Consider the following 22,901-nt stretch of genomic DNA (forward strand, 5'->3'; position numbering starts at 1 on the left):
CAAGCGGTAAGGCACCAGGTTTTGATCCTGGCATTCCCAGGTTCAAATCCTGGTATCCCAGCCAACTTCTTCTACCAAGGAAAGTTGGATAAAAGAATTGCTCTAGCTTAGAGTTTAAATTAGCAACTTAGTGATGCGGGAGTGGCGGAATTGGTAGACGCGCTGGATTTAGGTTCCAGTAACTTAGGTTGTGAGAGTTCAAGTCTCTCCTTCCGCACCATGTTCTTATTAAGAACTAAAACTAATTCAAATTTATAGTTGGGATATCGCCAAGCGGTAAGGCACCAGGTTTTNTTATAGTTGGGATATCGCCAAGCGGTAAGGCACCAGGTTTTGATCCTGGCATTCCCAGGTTCAAATCCTGGTATCCCAGCCAATTTGATTCCCCTGTCTAAAACTTCTCAATACTCATTAAATTCAACTTACTTTTTCTGCACTTAAATAAACATTTATAAATTCATCTATATTTATTGGTTTGCTATATAAATACCCTTGTAAATAATCACAGTTAAGACTCAACAACGCCTGTTCTACCTCTTTAGTTTCTATTCCTTCAGCAACTACATCGCAATTTAATCGACTCGCTAAAAACAATGTAGATTCTACAATGGCGTAATCAGGCGAGTTAGTAAGCATATCTTTGACAAACGACTGATCAATTTTTATTTGATTGATTGGCAGCTCTCTTAATAATGACAGTGACGAAAAGCCAGTACCAAAGTCATCAACACTAAATTTAAACCCGCGCATACTCAACTGTTGCATCATTTTTCTAGCAGCCGGTATATTTGTCATCATTGCACCTTCTGTAATTTCAAAAATTAACGAGTCGCTTAATGTAGGGTCGGTTGCGAGTAAACTAATTATAAAATCGTAAAACTCGCTGCTTTCAATATCTTTCGTTGATAAATTGACATGTATAGTACCGGTGAAACCAAATAGCTTGAGCTTTCTAATATGATTAACGGCTTCTTGTACAACCCATTTCGATAAAGGAAAAATAAGCCCTGTACGCTCAGCTACGGTTATAAACTTTTCTGGACTAATAAAGCTACCATCATCTTGCGGCCATCGGATAAGCGCTTCTAGGCCATGTAATTGCAGATCTTTAGAGTCCATTATGGGTTGTAAATAAAGCTCAAACTCATCTTTATGTAATGCCACTTTAATTTTGGCTGATAAATCAAAAAAGTCCTCAGCTCGTTTACCTATTGCAGATGAGTAATTTACCAAAGGTTGAAATGTTTTTTTAGCTTCATGCAGTGCCAAGTCAGCTTTTTTTAATAGCTGATCGGGCAATCGGCTATCATCAGGAAAACGGCTTACGCCTATACTTAATTGTATTTTAACCATTTGCTCATTCGTACAAAACGGACTTTTGACGGCTGAGTTTATAATGTTTACACAATAATTCATGCTTTCATCTGTATCGGTATGCAATAAAAAAGCAAACTCATCGCCACCTATTCGATATAACTTCGCAATGCCGCATAATTCTTTATTTAGTTTATTGGCAAATGCAGCCAAGAGTTGGTCACCACACTGATGCCCAAACGCATCATTAATTTGTTTAAAGTTATTTAAGTCGATATAAAATAGTGAAAATGGGGAAGGATATTCAACTTGTTTACTTAAAGATTTAAAAAATTTATCGCGGTTAGGTAGAGTTGTTAAGTTATCGTGCTCAGTTTGATATTTTTGATACTGCGTTGCTTGCTCTATTTTAAGAATACTTTTTAAGCTCAGTTTAATAACTAAAAAAACAAACCCACCACCGCCAAGTAACAACATAGCCACCATATTCATAACGACGGGTGCAATGTCGTGGTTTGAAAAATAATAAAGTATCCACCAATACCCTATAATAAAAAAAATAATAGCGCATAGCAGTACACTCCATGCTCTTTGCGATGTTTTTTTGCAAACTTTAACGGTTGTTTTTAAGCTAGCAACAAGCAGTAGCGCACCTAAAATAATTATTACTGTAAAAAAATTATCCACACACAGGCTCTTTAAAGTTATTAAATTGCGATTTAGTGATGTAACACCAGTTAAATTAAAACCGTGTTCAATATAGCCGAGTCACTATTTGCTGACTTAAAAACAGACATAAAAAAAGGCTCATAAATGAGCCTTTCTAATATCTACTTTAAATTTAGCCTAAATCACCACTAATTGCGTATTTTAAAACCCAGTTTTTTATTGGCCCCGTATTATTAGCCATTTTTAAAAACTGGCTGCGTGCCCATTTAAGTGGCGTAATTTGATTAGAAAACCCAAAGTAACACGCGTCCATCATGCTCATCATTAATAAATTAGCCCTGCGGCGAGCTCGCTCGTATTCTTTAAGTTTTAGTGGGCAACCTATATCTCCTGCTTCGTTTAAAACCTCAGCAAGTGCCACTACGTCCTGAAAACCTAAATTAACGCCCTGCCCAGCAAGGGGATTAATTGTATGTGCAGCGTCGCCTACTAAAACCAAGCGCCCTTGCGAATAATTATTAGCATGCTGGCGAGTAAGCGGAAATACTGCATGGGTTTGTACTTCAAAGTCTCCAGCAAGTTCTGGGAATTTATTCAGAATGTGCGTTTTTAACTGAGTTGGGCTTAGCCCTTTAAATGCTTGCAATGTATTTGCATCGTCGTACCAAATTAAATTAGCGTACGGTGCCTGCATTGGTAAAAATGCTAACGGCCCACTTGGTGTAAACTGTTGCCATGTTTTAATTTGTTGCGGTGCATCGAGTTTAATTAATACCCCCATGCAATGCTGTTGGTACTGCCAACCCGTAATACCAATATTAGCTTTAGCACGCAGCTGCGATTGCCCACCATCGGCGGCAATTACTAAATCAGCTGTATAGGTTTGATCACCATAAACAAGCGTAATTAAATCATCCGTTTGCTCTATTTTAGTTACCGGCAATGATTGCTCAATAACCTCAATCTTATAATGCCCAAATTGCTGCCACAAACTTGCTTGAATTAAACTATTTTCAATCAAGTGGCCTAAATGTGTCGTGTTTATGTCGGCGCAATCAAATAATAAATTGTCACCACCGCGCTCAAAAGCCTCTAATTGTTGATAAGGCGCTATACGGTTTTGCCTTAAAAGAGGCATTGCCCCTAATTCATCAAGTAAATTTTCTGAAAAACGATTAATAGCAGACACTCTAATATCCACCTTATCGCTACTAAGAATGTGCGATGGGTCTATTAGGTGTTTTTCAATTATGCGCACGCCAAAGCCTTGCTGAGCCAGCTTTATCGCCATAGCCGCGCCAACCATGCCCCCGCCAACCACTATCACATTATTTTTGGTCATGTTTTTCATCATTTTATTATTACTTGAGTCTGTTTTGATTGTATCAAAATTAATTTGTTTTATACCAGAGGATATCCCTAACAGCACATTAAACTCGCCCTGTATTGATTTGAGATCACAAACATGAAAACTATACTTGGATCTGGGCGGGTATCCAGCTAAAATACGCCTCCTTTAAGTGAGCATGCTTGCTCCTTAATCCTGTTTCTAGCACATTTTTGTGCCACTATCGAATTGAACACGAGGCAATATTTCAATGAGCAAAAAGCTGCATATTAAAACCTGGGGTTGTCAGATGAACGAATACGACTCTCAGAAAATGGCTGAACTTTTAGATGCCACCAACGGCTACCAGCTAACTGATGATGCAACAGATGCCGACGTAATCTTACTTAACACCTGTTCAATTCGTGAAAAAGCACAAGAAAAAGTATTTCACCAGTTAGGTCGTTGGAAGTTGTTAAAAGACGACAAGCCAGACTTAATAATTGGTGTAGGTGGTTGTGTTGCCTCACAAGAAGGTGACTCTATTCGCCAACGTGCACCATTTGTAGATGTTATTTTTGGCCCGCAAACATTGCACCGTTTACCAGAAATGATTAAACAAGTGCAAGGCAACAAAGGCTCATCGGTTGTTGATATTTCATTCCCAGAGATTGAAAAGTTTGACCGCCTGCCAGAGCCAAAAGCAGATGGGCCATCTGCATTTGTATCAATTATGGAAGGCTGTTCTAAGTACTGTACTTTTTGTGTTGTACCGTATACTCGCGGCGAAGAAGTTAGCCGCCCAGTAGATGACGTACTACTTGAAATTGCACAACTTGCAGAGCAAAACGTACGTGAAGTAAACCTACTTGGCCAAAACGTAAACGCATACCGCGGCGACACGCACGATGGCGAAATTTGTTACTTCTCAGATTTAATTCGTCTTATTGCAGCTATTGATGGTATTGACCGTATTCGTTACACCACATCGCACCCGGTAGAATTTACGCCTGATATCATCGACGTTTACGCCGATGTACCAGAGCTTGTAGATCACTTACATCTACCAGTACAAAGTGGTTCAGACCGTATATTAAACCTAATGAAACGTGGCCATACGGCAATTGAATACAAATCGACAATTCGTAAGTTACGTAAAATTCGTCCTAACTTAAGCATGTCGTCAGATTTCATTATTGGTTTCCCAGGCGAAAGCCAAGAAGACTTTGAAGCAACCATGAAGCTTATTAGCGACATTGGTTTTGATATGAGCTTTAGCTTTATTTACAGTGCACGCCCAGGTACGCCAGCGGCAGATTTGCCAGATGACGTAACAGAGCAAGAGAAAAAAGAACGCTTATACTTACTACAAAATCGTATTACACAAATGGCGCAGCAAATTAGCCGCCAAATGTTCGATACAGAGCAACGTATACTTGTTGAAGGTCCTTCTAAAAAGAACCCAATGGAATTACGTGGCCGTACCGAAAATAACCGTGTAGTAAATTTTGTTGGCCCACACACAGTGATCGGACAGTTTGTTGACGTACGTATTACCGAAGCACTACCTAATTCTTTACGTGGTGACTTAATTCGTACAGAATCAGAAATGAACTTACGACGTGAAATCGCGCCTTCAGCTATTTTAACTAAAGCTGCAGCTGCAGAGCCAAAACCAGACACTGTTAACGAAATTGGCGTAGCTACTTTCGTTCCTTAGTCACACTATTAGCGCCAGTTAACGCTGGCGCAGTACTATAGGAAGCAATTTTGAGTAATCAGTTAAAAACATTAGAGATTTATTTAGAACCTGCCGATAACAAACGCCTTTCTTCTTTATGTGGCCCGTTTGACGAAAACATCAAACAAATTGAACGCCATCTGGCTGTTGAAATAATTCACCGTGACAACTTTTTTAAAGTAACCGGTAAATTACACAACTGCGCCGGCGCTGTAGAAATCTTAAAAAACCTTTATGTTGATACTCAACCAGTTCGTGGTGTTTTAGGCGAAATAGAACCCGAAGCCGTTCATTTAGCTATTACCGAATCAAAAGCCCTAGAGCAAGACGCATCAAGCAGTGCTTACGACAAAGATATGGTGATTAAAACACGCCGTGGTGTAATTAAACCACGTAACGATAACCAAGGTGTTTATGTGGCTAATATTTTACACCACGACATTACCTTTGGTATTGGCCCTGCTGGTACTGGTAAAACCTACCTTGCTGTTGCTGCCGCCGTTGACGCCCTTGAGCGCCAAGAAATACGCCGTATATTATTAACGCGTCCTGCTGTAGAAGCGGGCGAAAAGCTTGGCTTTTTACCTGGCGATTTAAGTCAAAAAATAGACCCATACCTGCGCCCTCTTTACGACGCGCTTTTTGAAATGCTAGGTTTTGAAAAAGTAGAAAAGCTCATCGAAAAAAATATCATTGAAGTCGCACCGCTTGCTTACATGCGCGGACGTACTTTAAACGATGCATTTATTATTTTAGATGAAAGCCAAAATACCACCGCCGAGCAAATGAAAATGTTTTTAACTCGCATAGGGTTTAACTCAAAAGCGGTTATTACAGGCGATATTACACAGGTTGATTTACCACGTGGTACACGCTCAGGCCTTCGCCATGCAATGGAAGTACTTGATGGTGTAAACGAAATTAGCTTTAACTACTTTAAAGCCCAAGACGTAGTACGCCACCCTGTTGTAGCACGCATAGTTGAAGCCTACGAGCGTAACGACGAAAGCGAGCGACTAAAGCGCATTGAAAAGCAAAATGCAAAAGACGCACTTGCTGCTCTTCAACAGCCTACTACTAAAGAGTAATACTTTGACAACCGAACTTGATTTACAAATAGCGTGTGAGTTTGACAACCTCCCAAGCGAAGAACAATTTGCACTGTGGGCCGACAAAGCCCTTAGCCAATATCGTGATGAGTCAGAGCTCAGTATTGTTATTAGCGACGAAGCGCAATCGCAACAGCTTAATAACGACTATCGTGGTAAAAATAAACCGACCAACGTACTGTCGTTCGAATTTGAAGCACCACCAGGAATAGATATTCCCTTGGTTGGTGATTTAATTATTTGCCCAGCCATTGTATTAGCTGAAGCAATTGAGCAAGAGAAGTCATTTCATGACCACTTTGCCCACATGGTTATTCACGGATGCTTGCATTTGCTTGGATTTGACCATATAAAGAGTGACGATGCTTTAGAGATGGAAAGCATAGAAAAGCAATTACTTGCAGAGCTGAACATAGCAGACCCATACCGGGACGATATTTAAATTAACGGAGCAATTAGACGCAATGAGCGACGGTAACTCGCAATCTAGCCAGGGTTCTTCTGGCAAAACGTGGTTGGGCAGAATAGCTCAAATGTTGCAAGGGGAACCCCAGAATAGAGAAGAGCTGGTCGAAGTTATTGCCGATGCGCAAGAACGAGACGTAATCGATCCAGAAACAAAAGAGATGATAGAAGGTGTGCTTGGCGTGTCTGAGCTTAAAGTGCGAGACATAATGGTTCCGCGCTCACAAATGATCACTCTTGAGATCGACAAACCGCTTGAAGAGCTAATTCCAATGATGGTTGACTCAACTCACTCACGCTTTCCGGTGGTGATTGAAGATAAAGATCATGTAGAAGGTTTTTTGCTCGCTAAAGATTTATTGCCACTGATCTTAAATAAAGACGAGCACTTACCATCAATACGCGATTATTTACGCCCAGCAATGGTAGTACCTGAAAGCAAACGTGTTGATACACTGCTAAACGAATTTCGTCAGCAACGCTACCATATGGCTGTTGTTATTGACGAATACGGCGGCGTATCGGGCTTAGTAACGATTGAAGATATTCTTGAAATAATTGTTGGCGAAATCGAAGATGAGCACGACGAAGAAGAAGAACATCAAGATATTCGTCGACTTGCTAAACATGTTCACGTAGTGCAAGCACTCACACCTGTAGATGACTTTAACGAGCATTTTAAAACAGGTTACAGCACAGACGAAGCCGATACTATTGGTGGAACTGTACTGCACGCATTTGGCCACATGCCAAGCCGTGGTGAAACGATTGACATAGAAGGTTACCAATTTAAAGTAACCAACGCCGACAATCGTCGTATTTTGCAACTGCAAGTCACCGTTCCTAAGGATGATGATAACGACAGTGAAGAAACTGCTAACTAGACTTACCCTATTAGCAAAAGATAAAAAAGCATGGCTCGCACTGGTTGCGGGCCTTGTTTTAACTTTTGGCTATGCCCCCTTTGAAATTTGGCCCATTGTATTTATTAGCCTTGGTGCCATAATTTTTTGCGTTAACCCTAATAATACCGGTAAAGCATACGCAAAAACCGCTGCTAAATATGGCTTTATATTTGGTCTAGGTTGGTTTGGTGCAGGTATAAGCTGGGTCCATGTTTCTATTGCCACCTTTGGCGGAATGCCGCTTATAGCGTCGCTCTCGTTAATGGCTTTTTTGTGTTCCTACTTAGCGTTATTTCCCGCACTTGCCTTTTGGGCAACCACACGCTTTGCCACTGGCCCTAAAAGCTTTGGCGCATTACTCATTGCTTGCTTTGCAATTAGTGAGTATTTACGCGGAACAATACTTACAGGTTTTCCGTGGCTAAGTTTTGGCTATACACAAACCGACGGACCTTTAAGACTACTTGCCCCTTATATTGGCGAGTTTGGCTTAACACTTACCTGTGTCGCTATTGGCTTTGCACTGTATAGACTTACCCAAAAAGATTTTAAAACCCCGGCGGTTACTGCGACAGCTGTTGCGCTTATTTTTGCAGGCGCAAGCACCACAGGCAGTATTCATTACACAGGTAAAAACATGTCGGTATTACTCGTTCAAGGGAATATACAGCAACACCTGCGCTTTGAGCCAAGTGAGTTTTGGACCACCATGAGTAAATACCAAGACCTGACACGCCCACATTGGGATGCCGACTTAATAGTATGGCCCGAAGCCGCAGTGCCCGAAATAGAAATGCTTGCTGATTCCTACCTAGCCAATTTAGACAGTGCCGCCTCGTTTAATAAAACCGCCCTTGTAACCGGTATTGTTGACTACCAACGCGACACTAAAAACATATTCAATACACTTATTGTGGTCGGTAATAAAGAACGCGACGACGAGCATGGGCATTACCGTTACCTAGATAAAAACCGCTATCAAAAACACCAGCTATTACCGATTGGCGAATTTGTACCGTTTCAAGATCTACTGCGCCCTATTGCCCCGTTATTCGATTTACCTATGTCGTCGTTTACACGTGGCGACAAAGTGCAAAACAACTTACGCGCCAATGGCTTTAACCTACTACCCGCTATTTGCTACGAAATTGTTTTTGCCGATTTAGTACGCGGTAATTACAAAAGCAACTCCGACCTACTCTTTACTGTAAGTAACGATGCCTGGTTTGGCGACTCCATTGGGCCTTTGCAACACATGCAAATAGCCCGTATGCGCGCGCTCGAACTACAACGCCCTCTAGTGCGCGTTACCAACAATGGTGTAAGCGCCGTATACGACCCTATAAGCCACACACAACAAACCATGCCTCAGTTTGAAGCTACTACATTAAAAGCCAACATTAAGCTTATAAAAGGCGACAGCGTGTACAGTCAATACGGCAATGTGTTTGTTTGGGGATGTGTGTTGTTGCTAGGAGTTGGTGGTTTTGGGCTAAAACTAAAAGATAAAAGAAATATTTAAAATTAAAGCGCGGTAAGATAATTATCGCGCTTTAATTTCAAGCTCAAATAGCCGCCTCAATTAATTGAAACTAAAGCTTTAACATTTGCAATATAAATTTTAATGCATCACTTCTTATACCTTCAAATTCATCATCATTCGCTTCTCGCGCTTCAGCTATTTGACTATAAATCACACGGGTGTTTTCTGATTTAATATTTTTAATCAAAGACTTTGCTTCATTTAAAGTCGCTTTATCTAAAGCATGGACTAAATCGGGTACATCTGCGGCATTGCTTGAGAATAGATACAATAAGTTAGCTTGGCTGACCGAGTCATTACCATTAATAAATTGTAGAATAAGATTATTCATAGGAACTTTATAATTTTTGGGCTTACTACCAGAACGCCCAAATGAGCTAAAACTGCTATAGATCTTTAATATCGCAAACAAGGTTCCATATGTAAAAGAGGTACGTTGTTCAAATAAGTCGTTTATTGTTTTTTCTGAAAAAAGGTAGCTCATAAATGCACTACTTGGCTCGACCTCATAACTTCCTGTAATAAAGGATGTTAAAAGCTCTAAAGATTTTCTTGATGACCGGACATTAATAGCTTTTTCAAATAATTGCTTAACGGTCGTTTCATCTTTAATTTCGTTGTAAAGGATACTCCAACCATAACGCTTGATTGACTCAAGCCAAAAACTAGAAGTCTCATCATTTTCCACGGCACTACATAAATCAGTAATTGCCTGGCTTGTTATAGCACTGCTATTGTCACTAGCAATTTTGTTCAACGTTTCAAAAACTTGCCTTTGTTTAAGTTTATTATTTACAAGCCTACCTTCTATTAACGAGCTACTTATATTCTCGTGTTTGTAAAATGATAAAACATGAGCTGGCGCGCTATCCTTTGAAATGTATGTTTCTCTACCTGTGCCCTCTTCTATAGTTTTTAAAATATCAATGAAACCAAAGTAACCTAAACAATTTTCTATAAGCTCTTTGTCTAAGTTATCGTCTGGAGAAAAATTATCTGCGATAAATTCATTTAGTGGTTGGCTTTTAAAGGCTGAATTATTTACTAACACTATAAGTACATCGTAAATAGATGAATTATTATTTTTTAATGCCTGAAGTAAAACTAGATCATAAAATAACACTTCACCGCACAATGCCAGCCAAGCAGATTTAATTTGATCTTCAAGAGTATGCAATGCTCTAAATGAAGGTAACAATTTATTTATAAGTTGTAGTGGGCGCCTAGATACACCTGGCTTTAAAAGAACTTTTTGATAATACATTTGCGTATCATTATCTATTAACTTATTTTCTAACTCGGTTATTTCTTTAATAAAATTTGGTTTAGAAAAATCAAATCGTATTGGGCAAATACGCAGTAAAGTATCAGAAAACTCTGGGCGGTTTTCACCAGCAAAAATATAATCAATACCTTGCAGCTCTTCTAATCTATCTAGCAGGCCAGCAAGCGCATGAAGACTGTCTAGCGCCTTTGCATTACGATCGAGGTCTTGAACTGTTACTAATAACCTCAAATTTGCTGCATTAATAACATCACTTAAGCTTTTTAAAAGTGCATCAGGGGATGTAGGTTTATGCATAAACGCTGCAAATATTTTAGAAGACGTATTACCTGCATTCATAGCTGAAATATAGTGCGATGGTAAAGATCGAAATTTACACATGTCAATCTCAGTGCTAAGTGCTATTAGCACTTCATCCAATACATATTGGATAATAGATTCAGCCTCAACACCCCATAGATCAATATTACAGTGAACTAATTTAGGCAGTTCTTTTTTATTTTTTAGTTCATCAACAGCTAAATTTATTGCCGTTGTTTTCCCGACACCAAAAGCTCCACATATTAAAATTCGCTTACTGTTCGCTTTACTTTTCTCATCGCATAAAGTTTCTTGAATTTGTTTAGCAATATGCCGCGTTGAAGCCTTGTTTTTTGGGTCATCAATACATAGGGGGGTTATTTTTTGCCTAATAAGAACTTTTAAAAACTCTAATGCTGGTAAAAATATTAATCCACCTAAAATAGGTAAGTATATAGGCACTAAATCTAAACTAAATAAAATGCTGGTCGTTTTAGATTCAAAAAAGAACCAAATAGCAATAGTGCATGTTACAGATAGCATTAGCGAAGGATACCGCCAATGAAATTGCCAATATCTTTTTGAATTATAGATAGAGAAACTATCTGCAATTTTATTTACGGCTAAGCCTGCTAAAAATAATAATGTAGCGTAACCATACAGAGGTGCAAAATTTGAAGTATTAAATGTTTTGTGGAGAAGATTAGCCCAACTGTACCAAAGAGCTTGGATACTCGTTATCGAAGACAAAATTGAAAATAAAAAATAGGTAATAACCCCATATACAATTAATGTTATATAACGAGAAAAAGTGACCATATTCATCCATGTACTCAATATTTACTTTTTTATATGCTAACACGCCCTAATAATAAACAGAAAAATAGTCTGAGCTACTTTATGTCACTTTAAGCATTAGCTTTTTCTAATTAATGTAATCCAATTGATAAGAGCTATAAGTTATCAATGCTAACTTCAATCTCCTGAGATAAATCAGCTCTACGACTTTCAACAATTTTAGCTAATTCAAAATCGTCAAGCTGATCCATTAGTAACTCATACAATTGTGCTGGAACTAAATAAGCAACTGGCTCATTATATTTTAAAATCTCGATAGCTTCTCCATCAGCTTTATTTAAGAGCGCAATTGGGTTTTTCCTCAGTTCTGAAATACTTGCTGAACAATCAGCTAATAACGCTTTCATAAAACACCTGATAAAGTTAAATCTGTGCTTAATTTTAAGTTTTTAAACTCAATCTGTATATTTTTATAATTACTTTACTCTTTCACTGCATCTATAACTGTTTCAACATCCACAACTTGATTCTGGTTACCTTTAATAACCACTGTCGCTGATATTTTATCTTGAATAGCTTGTCTGTTTGGATCCCAATATATCTGCAAAAACCCTAACAGCCCGGTGGCAAAGCCTGCACCATAGCCGCCGTAGCGACCAAAACAATCTAATAAACCCAATGGCTCACCGCTTAGGGCGACAACACGGATATTACACGCTTTTTTACCCGGTGTTTGGCCACGCCAAAGTAACGAGAACAACGTAAAGTAAACAGCAGCCCAGCCAAAACCCAAACCTAAATCTTGAATAATGCCTTTGCTCCACTGCAAAATACTGTTTGTAGTTGTTTGTGCTGGCTTTTCTTCTATTAACTGTGCAGGCTTTATTTCGTTATTTTCACTGAGCACTAATAGATGTAAAAATACGGTAGCAAGTTGTGGGTTTTGTAGGTCATCCATTTCTGCTAATTTGGGAACTTGCCCAATTAAATTATCAAGCGCGTTTTGTTGGCAAGGTTGCTCACAGCTGTCATCGGCTGTTTGCGCTAAATAAGTATTTACGTGTTGTTTTTCTGTGGCGGTAAGCTGAATTTCATCTTGTATTTTTACGCCCTGAACAGCTAAACCTTGATCGGCGTTATCGTCTTCTAGGTAATCAATGCCAATTGAAAGCACAGTAAGTGCGCTTACAAATAAAATACTTGCTGCCGTTATTTTTAAGATTCTTCGCCACACATCCGACATTTTAGGAAGGTATTGCTGTGCAGTACCTTTATAAAAAGCCATTGCAGCGACAAATGCTATTAAAGCCGCGCTGAGTTTGGCTGCTAAAAATATAAGTGCAACATCAATTATTATCGCTAATGCACGCCTACTTGGTGTAGCTAAAGGCAAGCCTAGTAATGCACTGTCAATTTTAAAAGCGTAGGGGGTAACAACTTCTCGGGTTTCAGAATTTGATAATTCTAATTGTTCTATCTCTTTGGCTTTCATTTGTTTTCTTGTTATTAAAATAGGTAACCCGGTTAACTTACGCGTTTTTTATTTTTTGCTCAAGGTAAAGCTAATAGAATCAGTGCACAAAAAAGGGCTGCATAAAATGCAGCCCTTCATGTTTTTACTCAATGTTTATTACTTACTAGCAATTATACCGTTGGATAATCGGTATAGCCTTGCTTTAGGCGTGCTGGTAAATCTGGGTTTGATACAAACGGGCGACCAAAGCCAATCATGTCGGCCCAGCCTTCGCTAAGTGCTTTGTTTGCGCGCTCTTTGGTGTACTTGCCTGCGTAAATTAATATACCCCTGTAGGCTTTACGAATAGCGTATTTAAACTCAACACTCATTAAAGGTGCATCATCCCAATCGGCTTCAGCTATATGCATGTAACCTACACCGGCTTTATTTAATGCCTCAGAAACCGCTAAATAAGTTTCCTCAGGGTTTTCGTCTACAGTGCCATTAAGAGTTGTTAACGGGGCTAGTCTTACGCCTACTTTGCTGCTACCAATTTCGTCGCTAACAGCATTTACTACTTCAATTAAAAAGCGTATACGGTTTTGCACGCTGCCACCATATTCATCGGTGCGAGCATTTGATTCTGAGTCTAAAAATTGGTTAATAAGGTAACCATTTGCAGCATGAAGCTCTATGCCATCAAATCCTGCATTAACTGCATTTTTAGCAGCTTGACGAAATTCGCCTATGGCTTGCGTAATATCTTGTTTGCTCATTTCGCGTGGTAGTTGGGTGTCTACAAAACCCGGCGCGCCATTTGTATCTACAAATACTTTTACGTCTTTTGCAGCAATAGCCGAGGCTGAAATAGGCTGCACGCCACCGGTGTTGTCACTGTGGGTAACACGGCCAACATGCCAAAGCTGAGCAAACATCACGCCACCAGCGCTATGTACTGCGCTTGTTACTTTACTCCAACCTGCAACTTGCTCATTTGAATAAATACCCGGTGTCCAAGCGTAACCTTTACCAAGCTCACTAATTTGCGTGCCTTCGCTTACAATTAGCCCGGCACTTGCGCGCTGTGCGTAATATGTTGCCATTAAGTCGTTAGCTATATCGCCAGGCTGTGTTGAACGCGAGCGAGTCATTGGGGGCATAACGATACGGTTTTTTAATGTTTTACCTGCAAGTTCTATTGGTTCAAAAAGTAATGTCATAATGCCTCCTAAGTTTGATTGCGCTCATAATAACGTAACCAAGCACCTGCAAAAACAACAAAAACTGCAAAATAGTTTTGTTGTATCTGCAATAAAGCTACAAAGTAAAACACATTAACTTTAGGTGAACTAAATGTATTTTATTGACTCTTAACAGCACTATTAAGTTGAGGGTTTGATGTGAATAAAGGGAATGCATGGCCGTGGGTTATCTCGTTATGTATACACGCTATTGTGTTGTACTCTTTGTTTTCGCAATCTATTAAAGTTGCGCCGCCAAAGGAGGAAAAAAGCGCAATAATACAGGCCTATGTTACGGTTAATTTAGCAAGCCTACCTAAGCCAAGCTCAGTTGTTACAACAACTAATGCGCCTGATATAGAACCTGTAAATACTAAAACTGATGCACCAAATGCAGCGACCTCTAACACTACACCTATAAAAAAAGATTCTACAAAAGCCAAAGTAAAGGTGACTAAAAAAACGCAAGCCAAAACCACCACGTTACAAAAGGCACAAACAGAGCTTAAAAAAGAGCCTGTAAAACCTGTTGAACCCCAGTTAGCCGCGCCTTCAGAGCCTACAACAAAAGTTTCTCAAACATTTAAAAAGCTAAATCCATACGCGCCGCTATTTGGCTCTCCTGTAAATAATATGACTCATAAAAAAATGGTCTCCTTTGGTGAAGATAAAAGCTCTGAAAATGATGAGATAAACAATAATCCCACTATTAAAACGCCAGTAAAATCTGCTAATTCAGAAGTTATTAGCCAAAATACAGCAGGCACACGACGATTAGAAAAATTTAACGGTAAATGCTATTTAATTGATACTTCAACCGTATTTGGTAGTAATGGCATGCCTCAAGGTAGCGGTAAACCCTGTCCTGAGGATAAAACTGATAAAGAAATTATGTTTGAAAAAATCATGGAAAAATGGAGCCGTAAAAATAATTAGCTTTAAATAAGTGAACAAATAATATGTTTATCCGTATTGGTAAGCTTAAAGTACTTAGGAGTAAACCATGATCACCAAACAACTATCATCACTTTTTGTATTTAATTTATTAGTTGTAAGTGCACAAGCTAATGCAAACCAGCGCTGGTACGTTGTTAACGACTCAGTAATGGGCGGTGTATCTAATAGCCAATTCACACAAACTCAAGAAAGTTTGCTGTTTACAGGCAATGTTTCGCTTGATAATAACGGCGGTTTTGCATCAATACGTACAGAGCTAAATACACAAAGCCAAAATACTAAAGCTATAGCACTGCGTGTTAAAGGCGATGGACAAACCTATCAGCTTAGACTCAGAACTACCAATTACCTTGATGGCGCAGCGTACACCCACTCATTTAAAACAGTAAAAAATGAATGGGTAGATATAAACTTTGCTCCGAGTGATTTTACTTTAACGTATCGCGGTCGCGTGCTTGAGCAACAACCGATTATTGATTTTGATGACATAAAACAGCTAGGCTTTATGATTGCAGGCAAGCAAGAAGGTAGGTTTAAACTTGAAGTGGGTAAAATTGAGTTTAAAAGCTAGCCCACCAGCATGTTGATGGCGCTAAATAGTATAGTCGTCACCTCGCCTTTTCATTTCACTAATAACCAACTCAACCATTTGTTGCTTTACTGCCGCTTGCTCTGATTTTAGCTCTCCAAGTTGCAGCTCTAGCATGTCTATTTGCTCTTGTTGTTGCGTGTTTTTATATTGTTTTGCACCTAGATGCTCTGCATCTAAAGTTAAACTCGCATCACTTTTATTCGGCTCACTTGCAGAAGTATTTATAGTTAAACTACGTTGTACGGGACTTTGTTTAAGCTTGCTAATTTGTTCTTGCAGCGCAATAACTCGCCCAGTAAAGTGCTTGTATACTTTTTCTAGATTTTTATATTGATTGCTAAACGTAGCGTTATCTTCACTATATTCTTGCGCTTTGGTATCTAGAAACTTAGATAACACATATTTTGGCTCTTCTTCATTCTCTTCCTCGCTATTTTCTCCACTCGCTTTTTCAACAGATAGTTTATCTGATTGCGCTAAAGGTTGAGTATTTGGGTTGTGTACTTGGTATGGAATGGGAGTCGGTGAAATCTTCATTATTTTATCCCTAAAATAGCTTTGTAACTATTATAGGTATCGACCTCGTATTAAAATCCTTAAGTAAATTTTATTGTTAGCTAAAAGCAAAAAGCCCCACTTTATTAAAGTAGGGCTTATACCAATTTATTAAACTAACTCGTTACTTAGTGCTCTGGCTATCTTGCGAGAGTGCAATAAGAGCAAGGGCTGCATTTAGGCGAGTATTTAAATTATTATAAATAGTCATGGCAAACACACCGATAATACAAACTATTAAACCCATTTGTAGGTTAACGCTCATCTCTAGTAAAAAAACAGCTGCAATTAGTAAGCATAGCGCTAATGCATAAATAATAGATTGAAAGGTAAAGTTAATATCACCCTTGGCTATTTTAAGTAATTCATCTTTATTCATAATTTACTTCCTTGTTATTTGATCACTAAGACTCAATTGCCAGTAACTCTACTTCAAAAATAAGTACTGAGGCAGGAGGAATACTCCCTACACGTTTTTCGCCGTACGCTAATTGATGCGGTACGTATAACGTGTATTTGTCGCCGGGACTCATAAGCTGTAAGCCTTCAGTCCAGCCTTTAATAACTTGGTGTAAACCAAAGCTAATCGGTGTTTTACGCTCTACTGAGCTGTCAAACACAGTGCCGTCGATTAGCGTGCCATGGTAATGCACGTTAACCATACTTTTTGGGGTTGGTGTGTTTTCACTATCGCTTTTATGGATTACTTTATACTGTAGGCCAGATGCGGTTTCGACCACGCCCTCTACTTTTGCGTTAGCCGCTAAGTAATCTGCACCTATTTGTGCATTTATGCCTGCTTGTTGTTTTGCTTTTTTACTATTTTGAAATATTAAAAAACAAAAAATGGCGATAACCACCGCCAAAATTATATTGATCATCATTAACCTTTTTCGTTGTTTTACTTTTCGTTATCTGGCTCTTCGTCTTTTTCGTCGTCATCATCGCCATTAACTATGTCGGCAATTTCTTTAAGACGAGCAAGCGCAATGCCATTTACTGAGTTTTCTGGATACTGGTCATCAATAATATCGCCAGCTTCTATATCCATTAATAAGTTAAGCGCTTGGTCTACGGTTTCTACTGCGTAAATATTAAATTTACCCGCTTCAACCGCATTAAGTATTTCGTCATCAAGCACTAAGTTAACTTGGTTTGATTTAGGAATAATAACGCCTTGCGAACCTGTTAAACCACGCATTTTACACAGTTTAAAAAAGCCTTCTATTTTTTCGTTTACGCCACCAATGGCTTGAACATCACCATGTTGGTTTATAGAGCCTGTAAGCGCAATTGATTGGCTAATAGGTAGGCTTGTAATAGACGAAATAAGCGCACACAGCTCTGCTAAAGATGCGCTATCGCCATCTATGTAACCATAGCTTTGCTCAATGGCAATATTAGCGCTAAGCGTTAAGCTAAAGTGCTGCGCATATTTATTACCTAAATAACCGGTAAGCAACATAACACCTTTTGAGTGAATTGCTTTACCAAGCTCAGCTTCGCGTTCAACATCTATTACGCCATCGGCGCCAGCATAAACCGTTGCCGTAATACGCGCAGGGGTACCAAATGAGGTATCGCCAATGTGTAATACGGTTAAGCCATTTACTTTACCAATGGCTTGGCCGTCGGTTGCAATAAGTGTGTGACCTTCTTTTATATCACTGAGCATATTTTCGCTAATTTGGCCGGTACGGTATTGCTTGCCTTCAATGGCTTCGTCAATATGGTGCGCGTCAATAACGGCTAATTTGTCTTGTTTTGCGTAGTAACTCGCTTCTGCAATAAGTTCAAGTACATCAGCAAAACGCGCTGATAATTTATTTTGATGCTCAGCTTGGCGGTAACTAAATTTAAGTAAACGCACCATAGCAGCCTGCGTTGCAGTGCACTTTAATGTTTGCTCGCAATACTCGGTTACTTTAGTAATAAACTGGTATTGCAATTTATCGCTACTTGGCAAGTAGTAATCAAAGTCGGCTAATACTCTAAATAGTTCTGCAAATTCTTCATCGTATTCACCTATGGTGTAGTACAACTCGCGCGAACCTAATAAAATAATTTTAACATCAAGCGGTATAAGCTGCGGGCGAAGTGTAAAGCTAGTCCCTACTGTGCTGTCTTGGTACGGTAAATCGTTTTTAATTTGATGTGTTTTTAACGCGAGTTTTAAACCATCCCACACTTGTGGGTTTGCCATGATTTTTTCAGCGTCCATAATTAAATAACCGCCATTAGCACGATGCAATGCACCAGCCTGAATTGAGCGATAACAGGTAATTAAAGAGCCTTGCGATGTTGAATACTCAATTTTGCCAAATATATTGCCAAACGTTGGGTTGGGCTCGTACACAACCGGTGCTGCGTCGTCCTCTTTAAACTCAACTAAAATGTTAGGTGCAAAAAAGTCGGTAAGCATGCCTTTGCGATCAAAGTCTTCTTTGCTTTCTTCACTTTCATCTTCGTCATCTAGCCATTCAAGTACCGCGTCTATAATTTCAACGCGTATATCTTTTAAATAGCGCAGTACACCAATATGCGTGGCATATTTATGTTCTAAGTCTTTTAAAAGTGGTTTAGTGGCTTGCTCTGCAGTCGATTTTTTAAGGTTGCGTTGTTTTTCTTTTGATTCGCGTTTCCAACGTGGCAGTTCTATTAATGCTTCTATTAATGCATCTTCTAGCTTTTCAATTTTTTCAAAAAACTCTTCACGTAACGTTTCTTCAAGTTCGCCAAATTCGCTGTCGCTTAATTGTTTACCATCTACAAGTGGTGCAAACCCGACTGAATTTTTTTCTTCAACTAATGCAACGCTTTGCTCAAACGCCGCAATTTCTACTGCGGTAATAGCACTGTCGTAGGCGTCGTTAAATTCACGGTCGATTGATTTTTTCTTACGTTGGTACGCTGGGTTGTCAAATGCAGCTGGAAAGGTGTCGAGCACTTCATCTAAAAATGAATCTATATCGTCACTAAGTTGCTTGCTTTGCCCTGGTTGCATAAACAGCGCAATGGGCTCTCTGTGATCATCGTAATTATTTACGTATAACCATTCGTTTGGCGTTGAGCGGTCTTTTGCGTGTTGCTTAAGTTTATCTTTAACAAGCGTAAAGCGCCCGTGAGCGGCCTCGCCCATTACATAAACGTTGTAACCCGGCAGTTCCATCCCTAATGAAAAATCTAAAGCACTTTGGGCGCGTTGTTGGCCTATAAACGTAAGTTGCTCTGGGTATGGATTGCTCATGCACGTGTTTACGTGATTAGTAGAAATACTCGGTGCGAGCTTTGAAACAGATAGTGGCAGCAATTTTTTCGTCATTCTAACTTCTTTTTTTACCAGCATATTCGCTGGCCTTTGGGCGTATTAAGTGGCCCGCAGCCACTTAATACTTATATTTAAGGGTGCAGTGCCTTACGACTAAAATAGATTCCATCACATTCAATACACGGTGTAATTTGTGTAGCGTGATAAACATCGTAACTATGGGTGCAATTCTTACATACTAATGTGCCCATGGCTATCCATTCGCCTGCGTGATACACACCATTGTGCTTAAAATCTTGACTTAAAGATTGCCACTCAAGCTGGGTTTTATCTTCTATATGCGAAAGTTCAAACCAAAGAGACTCTTTAAGCTCTTGCCATGCAAGCGAATTATAGTGTGATTCGTTCTCTACTATATGTTCAATATCATTCTTTAAATAGCTTTTATAGAGCTCATATCTTTCTTGACTTAAATCTTTAAGCGCCTGCTCAGATTCAACAAACCCAGAAACCACATCTTTTAAACCATGCTCTTTTACATCTTTTATCCAATGGGTAAAACTGCTAAGCCATGTTTTGTAATCAGTCATTTTTTACTCCTTCAAAATTGCTGTTAAATCAGTCTGTAACTTATGTCTTTAGCTAACCACACTATAAAAAAGCAGGTTAACCTGCACTGAAAGTTACAATTTAATAAAAGCATGTTTTTGACGCTGTGAATAGTGTTTTATTTGGGGTATCCTAACGGCAATTTTTTATTAGTTTGCAAGAAGTCTGGAACCATAGATGCAAGAGCAATATAACCCGCAAGATATAGAGTCAAAAGTACAAAGCTACTGGGAAGAAAACCAGGTATTTAAAGTCACTGAAGATGAGAGCAAAGAAAAGTATTACTGCCTTTCTATGTTCCCTTATCCGAGTGGTCGACTGCATATGGGTCATGTGCGTAACTACACCATTGGTGATGTTGTTTCTCGTTTCCAGCGCCTGCAAGGCAAAAACGTAATGCAACCTATGGGTTGGGATGCGTTTGGGTTACCTGCAGAAAACGCTGCTATTAAAAACAAAACAGCACCCGCTAAGTGGACTTACGAAAATATTGATTACATGCGTACCCAACTTAAGCAATTAGGTTTTGGTTATGACTGGGATCGCGAAATTGCGACATGTCATCCAGAATACTACAAGTGGGAGCAGTGGTTTTTCACTAAGCTTTACGAAAAAGGCCTAGTGTATAAAAAAATGTCGACAGTTAACTGGGATCCAGTGGATCAAACTGTACTCGCTAACGAGCAAGTTATTGACGGTCGCGGTTGGCGTTCAGGCGCTGTGGTTGAGCAAAAAGAAATTCCACAGTGGTTTATTAAAATTACCGACTACGCACAAGAGCTACTTGACGATTTAGACAAGTTAGAAGATTGGCCAGAGCAAGTTAAAACAATGCAGCGCAACTGGATTGGCCGCTCTGAAGGGTGTGATATTGAATTTAAACGCACCGATAACGACGAAACATTTAGCGTATACACAACTCGCCCAGATACCTTTATGGGTGTTACGTATGTTGCTGTTGCCGGTGGCCACCCTATTGCACAAGAAGCCGCTAAAAATAGCGATGCTATTGCAATGTTTGTTGAAGAATGCAAAAACACCAAAGTTGCCGAAGCAGACATGGCAACAATGGAGAAAAAAGGCATAGCAACAGGCTTTTACGCCACTCACCCATTAACGGGCGAGCAAGTACCAATTTGGGTTGCTAACTTTGTATTAATGCATTATGGCTCAGGCGCTGTAATGGCAGTACCTGCACACGACCAACGCGATTTTGAATTTGCAACAGCGTACGGTTTAGATATAAAACAAGTTATTGCACCTGCTGAAGGTTCAGACCTTGAAGTAAACCTAAAAGAAGAAGCGTTTACTGATAAAGGCGTACTTGTAAATTCGGGTGAATTTAACGGTCTTGATTTTGAAGCAGGTTTTAAAGCTATTGCCGACAAATTAGAAGCACTAGGCGTTGGTGAGCGTAAAGTAAACTTCCGCCTGCGTGACTGGGGTGTTAGCCGTCAGCGTTATTGGGGTTCTCCAATTCCAATGCTTAGCGATGAAGATGGTAAAGAACTTGCCGCAACAGAAGATATGCTACCCGTTCGACTACCAGAAGATGTGGTAATGAACGGTGTAACTTCACCACTTAAAGCAGACCCAGAGTGGGCTAAAACAACCGTAAATGGCGCACCTGCGTTTCACGAAACTGATACGTTTGACACCTTTATGGAATCGTCTTGGTACTACGCACGCTACTGTAGCCCACGCTACGACGAAGGCATGCTAGATCCAGCGGCTGCTAACTACTGGTTACCAGTAAACCAATACATTGGTGGTATTGAGCATGCAATTTTACACTTATTGTACTCGCGCTTTTTCCATAAATTATTACGTGACTTTGGTTTAGTAAATTCAGACGAGCCGTTTGACCGCTTACTTTGTCAAGGTATGGTACTTGCTGAAACATTTTATCGTAAAGATGAAAAAGGCGGCGACATTTGGATTTCGCCAACTGATGTAAACACCGAAACCGACGATAAAGGCCGTGTAACTAAAGCATGGCACAAAGAAGATGGTGAACCGGTATTCTCATCAGGTATGAGCAAAATGTCTAAGTCTAAAAACAACGGTATAGACCCACAACATGTAATTGCCCAGTATGGTGCAGATACAGTGCGTTTATTCATGATGTTTACAGCACCACCAGAGCAAACGCTTGAATGGTCAGACTCGGGCGTAGAAGGCGCACACCGTTTCTTAAAGCGTGTATGGAAATACGCGGTAGACGTTAAAACAGTAGGTTACCAAGCACTTGATAAATCAGCGCTAACTAACCCACAAAAAGTATTACGTCGCGACTTACACAAAGCCATTGCTAAAGTGACTGATGATGTTGAACGTCGTCAAACCTTTAACACCGCTATTGCCGCTATTATGGAGCTTTCTAATAAGTTATTAAAAGCACCACTGAGCGACAAACAAGATGTAGCGATTGCTAATGAAGCACTTGAAGCATTAATTATTATGCTTGCACCCATTACTCCGCATTTATCACATGAGCTTTGGAAAGAGCTTGGTAAAGAAGGCGAGATTTTAGATGCTGCGTGGCCAAAAGTTGACGAGTCGGCTCTTGTAGAAGATGAAAAATTAATCATCGTGCAAGTAAATGGCAAACTTCGCGCTAAGTTAACCGTGGCAGCTGGTGCAACTCAAGAGCAAGTAGAAGCCCTTGCGTTTGCTGAATCTAACGTCACTAAATTTACAGATGGCTCAACTATTCGTAAAATTATTTACGTACCAGGCAAACTACTTAACGTGGTAGCTAACTAAT

The 22,901-nt window shown here is 39.6% G+C and carries 19 protein-coding genes and 2 tRNA genes; 10 read left to right on the forward strand and 11 right to left on the reverse strand.

Features of this window, described 5'->3' with window-relative positions; translation table 11 throughout:
- Positions 1-135: 135 nt before the first annotated feature.
- Positions 136-220 (forward strand) — tRNA-Leu (locus tag I6F45_RS06280).
- 81 nt (positions 221-301) lie between these two features.
- A tRNA-Gln gene (locus I6F45_RS06285) sits at positions 302-376 on the forward strand.
- A gap of 41 nt (positions 377-417) precedes the next feature.
- On the opposite strand, the gene I6F45_RS06290 is transcribed toward I6F45_RS06285, so the two are convergent.
- Positions 418-2,001 carry a putative bifunctional diguanylate cyclase/phosphodiesterase gene (locus tag I6F45_RS06290; protein WP_007585601.1) on the reverse strand — a complete coding sequence of 528 codons (1,584 nt, stop codon included), beginning with the start codon at positions 1,999-2,001 and terminating at the stop codon, positions 418-420.
- Positions 2,002-2,155: 154 nt separating this feature from the next.
- On the reverse strand, positions 2,156-3,412 hold the full coding sequence (locus I6F45_RS06295) for an FAD-dependent monooxygenase (RefSeq protein WP_101216149.1): 1,257 nt from the start codon (positions 3,410-3,412) through the stop codon (positions 2,156-2,158).
- Positions 3,413-3,581: 169 nt separating this feature from the next.
- Between I6F45_RS06295 and miaB the strand changes: the two genes are divergently transcribed.
- Genes miaB through lnt form a run of 5 tightly spaced genes read left to right on the forward strand, consistent with a single transcriptional unit; the run spans position 3,582 to position 9,052 of the window.
- Positions 3,582-5,030 (forward strand): tRNA (N6-isopentenyl adenosine(37)-C2)-methylthiotransferase MiaB, encoded by a 1,449-nt coding sequence (miaB, locus tag I6F45_RS06300; protein WP_165728902.1) that lies wholly within the window; start codon positions 3,582-3,584, stop codon positions 5,028-5,030.
- Positions 5,031-5,080: 50 nt separating this feature from the next.
- Positions 5,081-6,139, forward strand: a complete 1,059-nt coding sequence (locus I6F45_RS06305) for a PhoH family protein (protein WP_197159970.1) — start codon at positions 5,081-5,083, stop codon at positions 6,137-6,139.
- Positions 6,140-6,143: 4 nt separating this feature from the next.
- Entirely contained in the window at positions 6,144-6,602 is a 459-nt protein-coding gene (ybeY, locus tag I6F45_RS06310) for an rRNA maturation RNase YbeY (protein WP_002958542.1), read from the forward strand.
- Positions 6,603-6,624: 22 nt separating this feature from the next.
- A complete protein-coding gene (gene corC, locus I6F45_RS06315) occupies positions 6,625-7,509 on the forward strand; it encodes a CNNM family magnesium/cobalt transport protein CorC (protein WP_165728904.1) in 885 nt (294 codons plus the stop codon).
- Positions 7,490-9,052 carry an apolipoprotein N-acyltransferase gene (gene lnt, locus I6F45_RS06320; protein ID WP_197159972.1) on the forward strand — a complete coding sequence of 521 codons (1,563 nt, stop codon included), beginning with the start codon at positions 7,490-7,492 and terminating at the stop codon, positions 9,050-9,052. The genes corC and lnt overlap by 20 nt, the downstream gene beginning before the upstream one ends.
- Before the next feature lie 70 nt (positions 9,053-9,122).
- Here lnt and I6F45_RS06325 read toward each other — a convergent pair whose 3' ends face one another.
- From I6F45_RS06325 to I6F45_RS06340, 4 genes are all read right to left on the reverse strand, one after another.
- Positions 9,123-11,477, reverse strand: coding sequence for a P-loop NTPase fold protein (locus I6F45_RS06325; protein ID WP_197159974.1), 2,355 nt, complete (start codon positions 11,475-11,477; stop codon positions 9,123-9,125).
- 134 nt (positions 11,478-11,611) lie between these two features.
- The gene (locus I6F45_RS06330) at positions 11,612-11,863 is read right to left on the reverse strand and encodes a type II toxin-antitoxin system Phd/YefM family antitoxin (RefSeq protein ID WP_166419138.1); all 252 of its coding nucleotides are present in this window, start codon (positions 11,861-11,863) and stop codon (positions 11,612-11,614) included.
- Between the two features lie 74 nt (positions 11,864-11,937).
- The gene (locus I6F45_RS06335; RefSeq protein WP_197159976.1) at positions 11,938-12,948 is read right to left on the reverse strand and encodes an RDD family protein; all 1,011 of its coding nucleotides are present in this window, start codon (positions 12,946-12,948) and stop codon (positions 11,938-11,940) included.
- Between the two features lie 152 nt (positions 12,949-13,100).
- Complete coding sequence (locus I6F45_RS06340) at positions 13,101-14,132, reverse strand: alkene reductase (RefSeq protein ID WP_197159979.1); 1,032 nt, start codon at positions 14,130-14,132, stop codon at positions 13,101-13,103.
- 180 nt (positions 14,133-14,312) lie between these two features.
- Between I6F45_RS06340 and I6F45_RS06345 the strand changes: the two genes are divergently transcribed.
- Entirely contained in the window at positions 14,313-15,089 is a 777-nt protein-coding gene (locus tag I6F45_RS06345; protein ID WP_197159980.1) for a hypothetical protein, read from the forward strand.
- A gap of 67 nt (positions 15,090-15,156) precedes the next feature.
- Entirely contained in the window at positions 15,157-15,681 is a 525-nt protein-coding gene (locus I6F45_RS06350; protein WP_197159981.1) for a CIA30 family protein, read from the forward strand.
- Between the two features lie 21 nt (positions 15,682-15,702).
- Here I6F45_RS06350 and I6F45_RS06355 read toward each other — a convergent pair whose 3' ends face one another.
- The 5 genes from I6F45_RS06355 to I6F45_RS06375 all read right to left on the reverse strand — a co-directional run bounded on the left by I6F45_RS06355 (position 15,703) and on the right by I6F45_RS06375 (position 20,115).
- Positions 15,703-16,239 (reverse strand): hypothetical protein, encoded by a 537-nt coding sequence (locus tag I6F45_RS06355; protein ID WP_197159986.1) that lies wholly within the window; start codon positions 16,237-16,239, stop codon positions 15,703-15,705.
- Positions 16,240-16,381: 142 nt separating this feature from the next.
- Positions 16,382-16,636 (reverse strand): hypothetical protein, encoded by a 255-nt coding sequence (locus I6F45_RS06360; RefSeq protein ID WP_197159988.1) that lies wholly within the window; start codon positions 16,634-16,636, stop codon positions 16,382-16,384.
- Between the two features lie 25 nt (positions 16,637-16,661).
- Complete coding sequence (locus tag I6F45_RS06365; RefSeq protein ID WP_197160109.1) at positions 16,662-17,138, reverse strand: FKBP-type peptidyl-prolyl cis-trans isomerase; 477 nt, start codon at positions 17,136-17,138, stop codon at positions 16,662-16,664.
- 20 nt (positions 17,139-17,158) lie between these two features.
- A complete protein-coding gene (locus tag I6F45_RS06370) occupies positions 17,159-19,579 on the reverse strand; it encodes a Lon protease family protein (RefSeq protein WP_231609626.1) in 2,421 nt (806 codons plus the stop codon).
- A gap of 77 nt (positions 19,580-19,656) precedes the next feature.
- Positions 19,657-20,115 carry a zinc ribbon-containing protein gene (locus tag I6F45_RS06375; RefSeq protein ID WP_007585575.1) on the reverse strand — a complete coding sequence of 153 codons (459 nt, stop codon included), beginning with the start codon at positions 20,113-20,115 and terminating at the stop codon, positions 19,657-19,659.
- Between the two features lie 196 nt (positions 20,116-20,311).
- Between I6F45_RS06375 and leuS the strand changes: the two genes are divergently transcribed.
- Positions 20,312-22,900 carry a leucine--tRNA ligase gene (gene leuS, locus I6F45_RS06380; RefSeq protein WP_166419146.1) on the forward strand — a complete coding sequence of 863 codons (2,589 nt, stop codon included), beginning with the start codon at positions 20,312-20,314 and terminating at the stop codon, positions 22,898-22,900.
- Position 22,901 lies beyond the last annotated feature (1 nt).

The organism is Pseudoalteromonas sp. SWYJZ19 (genome assembly GCF_015864375.1).
GTDB lineage: Bacteria > Pseudomonadota > Gammaproteobacteria > Enterobacterales > Alteromonadaceae > Pseudoalteromonas > Pseudoalteromonas arctica.